At 70.6% G+C, this 7,939-nt stretch carries 5 protein-coding genes; 3 read left to right on the top strand and 2 right to left on the bottom strand.

All coding sequences use genetic code 11. From position 1 onward, the window contains the following. From ACTS11_RS07750 to ACTS11_RS07740, 3 genes are all read left to right on the top strand, one after another. Positions 1–992: efflux RND transporter periplasmic adaptor subunit (locus ACTS11_RS07750; protein ID WP_442639753.1), on the top strand; the 992-nt coding region annotated here is incomplete at its 5' end. Beyond that, the gene (locus ACTS11_RS07745) at positions 989–4,765 is read left to right on the top strand and encodes an efflux RND transporter permease subunit (protein ID WP_442639752.1); all 3,777 of its coding nucleotides are present in this window, start codon (positions 989–991) and stop codon (positions 4,763–4,765) included. The genes ACTS11_RS07750 and ACTS11_RS07745, both read left to right, overlap by 4 nt. A gap of 46 nt (positions 4,766–4,811) precedes the next feature. Beyond that, positions 4,812–5,426, top strand: a complete 615-nt coding sequence (locus tag ACTS11_RS07740) for an NYN domain-containing protein (protein WP_442639751.1) — start codon at positions 4,812–4,814, stop codon at positions 5,424–5,426. A gap of 4 nt (positions 5,427–5,430) precedes the next feature. Here the strand turns inward: ACTS11_RS07740 and ACTS11_RS07735 are convergent, their stop codons facing one another. After that, entirely contained in the window at positions 5,431–7,320 is a 1,890-nt protein-coding gene (locus ACTS11_RS07735) for an ABCB family ABC transporter ATP-binding protein/permease (protein WP_442639750.1), read from the bottom strand. Between the two features lie 64 nt (positions 7,321–7,384). Further along, positions 7,385–7,939 (bottom strand): LysM peptidoglycan-binding domain-containing protein (locus tag ACTS11_RS07730; RefSeq protein WP_442639749.1); only part of this gene is annotated, 555 nt, incomplete at its 5' end.

The raw sequence follows: 7,939 nt of genomic DNA, 5'->3' as shown, positions 1-7,939 counted from the left end.
CCGCGCAGGAGCACGGCGTTCTCGGCGAGACCTCGGGGCGCATCGTCTCCGACCCGATCCGGGCCGGCGCCTATGTCGAGGAAGGCACGATCCTGTGCGAGATCGCGCCCGGCACGCGGCTGACCGCGCTGGCCGAGGCGGAGGCCGCGCTCGACACCGCCCGCGCGCGCCTGCCCGAAGCCGAGGCGCAACTCGCCGGCGCCCGTGCGCAACTCACCGCCGCCGAGATCGACGCCAACGCCGCCTCGCGCCTGTCGGAATCGGGTTTCGCCTCCGAGACCCGCGCCGCGAGTGCCGAGGCCGCCCGCGAAGGCGCGCTCGCCACGATCCAGTCCGCCGAGGCCGCCGTCTCGCAGGCGCGGTCCGGCATCCGCACGGCCGAGGCCTCGGTCCGCCGCGCCGAGGAGGAGATCGACCGCCTGACCATCGCCGCGCCCTTCTCGGGACACCTCGAATCCGACACGGCCGAGCTTGGCACGCTGATGCAGCCGGGCGCGATCTGCGCCACCGTGATCCAGCTCGATCCGATGAAGCTCGTGGGCTTCGTGCCCGAGGCGCAGGTCGATCGCGTCGAGCTCGGGGCCCCCGCGGGCGCCCGCCTCGCCTCCGGCCGCGAAGCGCGGGGCGAGGTGACGTTCCTCAGCCGATCGGCGGACGAGCGCACGCGGACCTTCCGGGTGGAGGTCACGGTGCCGAACGCCGACTTCACCATCCGCGACGGCCAGACCGCCGACATCCTGATCGGAACGGACGGCACGCCCGCCCACCTCCTGCCGACCTCGGCCATGACGCTGAACGACGACGGACAGCTCGGCGTGCGCATCGTCGAGGAGGGCGTGGTGCGCTTCGTTCCGGTCCGCATGATCCGCGACACGGCAACGGGCGTGTGGCTTTCGGGCCTGCCGGAGGTGGCCGATGTCATCACCGTGGGCCAGGAATTCGTCACCGAAGGCGTGCGCGTCCGCGTCACCTACGAGGAGCTGACGCAATGACCGGCGTGATCGACTGGGCCGCCAGCCGCGCCCGGATGGTCGTGGCCTTCGTGATCCTGTCGCTGACCGTGGGCGCTGCGGCCTATGTCGGCCTGCCCAAGGAGGGCGAGCCCGACATCGACATCCCCGGCCTTTTCGTCTCGGTCCCCTTCCCCGGCATCTCGGCCGAGGACAGCGAGCGCCTGCTGGTCCGCCCGATGGAGACGGAGTTCCAGGACCTCGACGGGCTGACGACGATCACCGCGACCGCGTCGGAGGGGTTCGCGGGCCTCTTCCTCGAGTTCGAGTTCGGCTGGGACAAGTCCGCCACCATCGCCGACGTGCGCGACGCGATGGGCCGCGCCGAGACGCAGTTCCCCGACGGCGCAGAGAGCTGGCAGATCTCCGAGATCAACTTCTCCGAGTTCCCGATCATCGTCGTGGCGCTGTCGGGCGACGCGCCCGAGCGCACGCTGATCCGGCTGGCCAACGAGATGCAGACCGAGCTCGAGGCGCTGTCGCCCGTGCTCGAGGCCGGTCTCGCCGGCACGCGCGAGGAGATGCTCGAGGTCATCCTCGACCCCCTCGCGCTCGAGGCCTACGACGTCACCGCGCAGGATCTCATCAACGCGGTCGTCAACAACAACCAGCTCATCGCGGCCGGCGAGGTCGAGACCGCGTCGGGCGCCATCTCGATCAAGATCCCCTCGAGCTTCGAGAGCGCCGAGGACGTCTACAACCTCGCCATCACGGTGAACGGCGACCGGGTCGTGACGCTGGGCGAACTGGCCGAGATCCGGCTGACCTACCAGGACCGCGCGGGCACGGCGCGCTTCAACGGCGAGCCCACCGTCGCCCTCCAGGTCGTCAAGCGGCAGGGCTTCAACATCATCGACACCGCCGCCCTCGTGCGCGAGACGGTCGAGCGCGTGAGCGCCACCTGGCCCGAGGATCTGCGCGCGGCGGTGCGCGTCTCCACCACGCTCGACCAGTCGGTGACGGTCGACAGCATGGTGCGCCAGCTCGAGGGATCGGTGCTGACCGCCATCGCGCTGGTGATGATCGTGGTCCTCGCCTCGCTCGGCACCCGCTCCGCCATGCTGGTGGGCTTCGCCATCCCGACCTCGTTCCTCCTGTGCTTCATCCTCCTCGGGATCATGGGCGTGACCATCTCGAACATCGTGATGTTCGGGCTGATCCTCGCCGTGGGGATGCTGGTGGACGGCGCCATCGTCGTCGTCGAATACGCCGACAAGCGCCTGTCCGAGGGCGCGCGGCCGATGCAGGCCTATACCGACGCCGCCAAGCGCATGTTCTGGCCGGTGGTGTCGTCCACGGCGACCACGCTCTGCGCCTTCCTGCCGATGCTGTTCTGGCCGGGCGTCGCGGGCGAATTCATGGGGATGCTGCCCGTGACGCTGATCTTCGTGCTTACGGCCTCGCTGATCGTGGCGCTGATCTACCTGCCGGTTCTTGGTGGCGTGGCCGCGCGCTTCACCCGCAACGTCGACCGGGCCTCGGCAGTGCTCCTGTCGTTCGTGCCCTCGACCTTCGCGCGGATCGGCCTCGCGGTCGCGGTCGCGGCGCTCATGTTCATGGCGGTGATGCAGACGATCAACCCCGGCGCCCTCTTCCCCGAGCCGCCGGCGGCCACGCCCGCCCTCCTGGCGATGCTGCCCGGCGCGCTCCTCTTCGTGCTATCGGCGGCCATGATGTCGGTCGTGATGGGCACGCTCAACTTCGGGCGGGCCGAGCGCAAGGTCCGCGCGGGCTACCGGAGGACGCCGTTCGGCTGGTTCATCCACCTCCTCGTCTCGAACCCCGTCATGCCGCTCGTGACCATCGCGGCGGTCGGGGCCTTCGTCGTCTCGGTCTTCCTGTACTTCGGTGCCAACAACAACGGCGTGGAGTTCTTCGTCGAGACCGAGCCCGAGCAGGCCATCGTCTACGTCCGCGCGCGCGGCAACCTCTCGGTCGACGAGATGGACGCACTGGTGCGGCAGGCCGAGCAGATCGTCCTCGGCCACGAGGGCATCCGCGACGTCTTCGCCTTCGCGGGCAATGGCGGCCTCAACAACAACACCGGCGGCGTCAGCGCGCCCGGCGACACGATCGGCCAGATCCAGATCGACCTCGCCCCCTGGGGCCAGCGCGAGGACGGCGACGTGGTGCTCGACCGTCTCCAGGCCCGCCTGGACGAGCTGCCCGGCATCGAGACCGAGATCTTCGCGGCCTCGCAGGGTCCGGGCGAGAGCAAGCCCGTGAGCCTCCGCCTCGCCAGCGAGGACTGGGAGGCTCTGACCGAGGCGACGCTGATCGCGCGCAGCCATTTCGACGGGCTCGACGGGCTGACGCTGGTGGAGGACACGCTGCCGCTGCCCGGCATCGACTGGCAGATCGACGTCGACGTGGAAGCCGCCGGCCGCTTCGGCGCGGACGTGGCCACCGTCGGCGCGATGGTGCAGCTCGTCACGCGCGGCATCCTGCTCGACACGATGCGCGTGCCGACCTCGGACGAGGAGATCGAGATCCGCGTGCGCTTCCCCGAGGAGGCGCGCGTGCTCTCCACGCTCGACACGCTGCGGGTGCGCACGCAGGACGGTCTCGTGCCCCTGTCGAATTTCGTCAGCTACACCGCGACGCCGCAACTCGCCGAGATCAACCGCGTCGACCAGCGCCGCATCTTCGAGGTCAAGGCCGACACGCTCGCCGGTCTGAGCCGCGTGGACGATGCGGACGGCAATGCCGTCGCCATGCTCCTCGACACGGCCGAGCCCACCGTGACCGGCGCGGCGGACTTCTCCGTGGGCGGCGTGGCGTGGCAGGTCTTCGCGCTCTACGGCGAGGCGACAGCGGCCTCCGTCGAGGCGGGGCTGGCCGAGGGCGCGCTCACGCTCCAGCCGGTGACGGCGAACGAGCGGATCGCGGCGATCACCCAGTGGATCGAGACCGAGAACCCCTTCCCCGCGGGCGTCACCTGGGAATGGTCCGGCGACCAGGCCGATCAGGCCGAGAGCGAGGCTTTCCTCAGCCAGGCCTTCGCCGCCGCGCTCGGGCTCATGTTCATCATCCTGCTGGCGCAGTTCAACTCGGTCTACAACGCCGTTCTCGTGCTGCTGGCCGTCGTGCTCTCGACCACGGGCGTGCTGATCGGGATGCTGGTGATGGACCAGACCTTCTCGATCATCATGACGGGAACGGGGATCGTGGCGCTGGCCGGGATCGTCGTGAACAACAACATCGTGCTCATCGACACCTACCAGGAATACAGCCGCTACATGCCGAAGATCGAGGCGATCACCCGCACGGCCGAGGCGCGCATCCGCCCCGTGCTGCTGACCACGATCACCACGATGGCGGGCCTCGCGCCGATGATGTTCGGCATCTCGCTCGACTTCGCCAATGGCGGCTACACGATCGACAGCCCCACCGCGCTCTGGTGGAAACAGCTCGCCACCGCGGTCGTCTTCGGCCTCGGCATCGCCACGGTCCTGACGCTGGTGTTCACGCCGTCGCTCCTGGCGCTGCGGGTCTGGTGGGCGACGATCCTCGGCTGGATCGCGCGCGGGCTCGGGCGGCTCGGCGCCGACCGGGCCAGCCGGACGGCGCAGGACTGGGCGCTGGCGCGCGCCGCGCGGCAGACACGCGACCCGGTGATCTACTGGGACGAGGACCCGAGGCCGGCGGAGGCCGAAGCGCCACCCGCCCAGCCCGAGGCTGCGGCGGCGGAGCATGCCATCGCGGAGGACGTCGAGCCCGGATCGCCCCAGCCCCCCCTGCGCGCGGCGGAGTGAGGGGGCCGGCCCACAGCGCGACCGCGTGCGCCGGGAGGCCGGCGTGATGCGCACTGCCCTCATGCTCCTGCTGGCGGCGGGCGCGGCGGCGCTGGGCCTGTCCGACCCGGCCTTCGCCCCGGTGCTCTACGTCGCCACCGCCGCGGCGCTGATGGCGCTCTTGCTGCTCGTCCGGCCGGCGCGGGCACGCCGCCCCCGCATATACATCCCCGAGGGTCCGCTGCGCCCGAAGACGGCGCCCGGCCCCTGCATCGTCGTGGACGGATCGAATGTCATGCACTGGGCGGGCGACCCGCCCAGCATCGCCCCCCTGCGCGAGGTCGTGCGGAGGCTCGCCGCCGAAGGTTGCACGCCCGGCGTCGTCTTCGACGCCAATGCCGGCTACCTGCTCGAGGGCCGCTACCGCCACGACGGGGACATGGCGCGCCTTCTCGGCCTGCCGAAGGACCGCGTGATGGTGGTGAACAAGGGCACGCAGGCCGATGCGACGATCCTCGAGGCCGCGCGCGACATGCAGGCCCGCGTGGTGACGAACGACCGCTTCCGCGACTGGGCAGACCGTTACCCGGAGGTGACGCGGCCGGGCTTCCTCGTCCGGGGAGGCTATCGCGACGAGGGCCTCTGGCTCGACCTGCGGGAGCCCCAGGCTGCGGTGCGCTGAGGGCTCAGACCTCCTCGCCCGCGCTCTGCTTGGCCCAGAGCGAAGCGTAGCGCCCGCCGGTGGCGAGAAGGCTCTCGTGCGTGCCGCTCTCCACCACTTCGCCCGCCTCCAGCACGAGGATGCGGTCGCTGTCCACGATGGTCGAGAGACGGTGCGCGATGGTGATCACCGACCGCCCCTGCCCCATCATCTTCAGCTCGGACTGGATCGACTGCTCCGTCTCGGTGTCGAGCGCGCTCGTCGCCTCGTCCAGCAGCAGGATCGGCGGGTCCTTGAGAAGCGTGCGCGCGATGCCGACGCGCTGCTTCTCGCCGCCCGAGAGCTTCAGGCCCCGCTCGCCCACCTGCGTCTCGTAGCCGTCGGGCAGCCCGAGGATGAAGTCGTGGATCTTCGCGGCCTTCGCCGCCGCGACCACCTCCTCCTCGCCGGCCTCGGGCCGACCGTAGGCGATGTTGTAGCGGATGGTATCGTTGAAGAGGACGGTGTCCTGCGGGACGACGCCGATCCGGTCGTGCAGGCTCTCCTGCGTGATGTCGCGCAGGTCCTGCCCGTCGATGCGGATGGCGCCGCCCGTCACGTCGTAGAAGCGGAAGAGGAGACGCCCGATGGTCGACTTGCCCGAGCCCGAGGGCCCGACCAGCGCCAGCGTCTCGCCTGGCGCCACGCGGAAGGAGACGCCCTTCAGGATCGGCCGCGCCGCGTCGTAGGCGAAGCGCACCTCGTCGAACACGACCTCGCCGCCGTTGACCTTCAGCGCGGGCGCGCCGGGCCTGTCGGCCACCTCCTGCGGCTGTTCGAGGAGGTCGAACATCTGCCCCATGTCCACGAGTGCCTGCCGGATCTCGCGGTAGACCGTGCCGAGGAAGTTCAGGGGCAGCGTGATCTGGATCATGTAGGCGTTGACCATGACGAAGTCGCCCACGGTCAGCTCGCCCGACTGCACCCCGAGCGCGGCCATCACCATCACGATCACGAGGCCCGTGGTGATGATGAGCGACTGGCCGAAGTTCAGGAAGGCGAGGCTGACGCCTGTGCGGATGGCGGCGTTCTCGTAGCCCTCCATCGCGCGGTCGTAGCGGGCGGCCTCGCGCCGTTCGGCCCCGAAATACTTCACCGTCTCGTAGTTCAGGAGGCTGTCGATCGCCTTCTGGTTGGCGTCGGTGTCCTGCTCGTTCATCTCGCGGCGGATCTTCACCCGCCACTCCGTCACCTTGAAGGTGAACCAGATGTAGAGCCCGATGGTGACGGCGAGGACGAGGAGGTAGCTGATGTCGAAGACCAGCGCGAGGATGATGCCGGTCAGCAGGAGCTCGAGGATCAGCGGCCCGACCGAGAAGAGCAGGAAGCGCAGGAGGAACTCGACCCCCTTCACGCCGCGCTCGATGATGCGGCTGAGGCCCCCCGTCCGCCGCGTCAGGTGGTAGCGCAGGCTGAGGGCGTGGATGTGCCGGAACGTCTCGAGCGCGAGCTGGCGGAGCGCGCCCTGCGCCACCCGCGCGAAGATCGCGTCGCGGAGCTGCTGGAACCCCACGTTCGCCGCCCGCGCCACGCCGTAGGCCACCGTCACGCCGACGGCCCCCATGGCGAGCAGGAGGGCGGGCGACCCCTCGCTTTCGCCCGCCAGCACGTCGACGGCGGCCTTGTAGAGGAAGGGCGTGGCGACCGCGATCAGCTTCGCCACGACCAGCATGAGAAGCGAGATCACGACGCGGCGCTTCACCCAGGCCTTGTCCTCGGGCCAGAGATAGGGCGCGACCTTGCGGATCGTGCGCCAGCCCGAGCGGCGCTCGGCCTCCTCGAGGGAGGGCGCGGCCTCGGGGCCGGGTCGGGGCCGGGTGGCGCCGCGGGCCTGCGCGGCCCCGGCGGCGCGCGCGTCTGTCGTGTCGGCTGGCATCGGGGGATCCGTCGTCTAGCTGGCCCCTTACCTATGCAACCGCGCGGGGATTGGCCAGTGCCCGTCAGGGCACAGTATTGGTGCGCGGCAGATCGGGAAGCCGGAAGATCTGGCCGGGGAAGATCAGGTCCGGATTGCGGATCGCGCCCCGGTTCTCCTCGAAGATCTGCACATAGGCGATGCCTTCGCCGAAATTCGCCTCTGCGATTCCCCAGAGGGTGAAGCCCGGCTGCACCGTGATGACCGAAACGCCCGCCTCGACCAGCATCGGCGAGGCGGCGATGCGGGCGGGGTCCTCGCGCAGGAAGGGCGTGTCGACGCGCGCCTCGATCTCGCCCTCGGGCGAGAGCTGGGCGACGGTCAGCGTGTAGGTGCCGGGGTCCACGTCCGGCAGGTCGAGCGACCAGTTCCCGCCCGGCCCGATCTCGCCCAGCTCGATGGGCCGGTTGTCGAGCAGGATCTGCACCTGCCCGTCCGCGGGGCCACGGCCCGAGAGGACCACGCCGCCCTCGAGATCGTAGGCGATGGCGTCGAGGCGCACCTCGGTCTGCGCGGCGGGCGGCGCGGCGGGGCTGCCGCCCTCGGGCGCGGCACCGGCGGACTGCACGACGCGCAGACC

The sequence above is a fragment of the Roseicyclus sp. genome, from assembly GCF_052168335.1.
GTDB lineage: Bacteria > Pseudomonadota > Alphaproteobacteria > Rhodobacterales > Rhodobacteraceae > Roseibacterium.
This window is presented reverse-complemented; position numbering and strand designations above follow the sequence as displayed.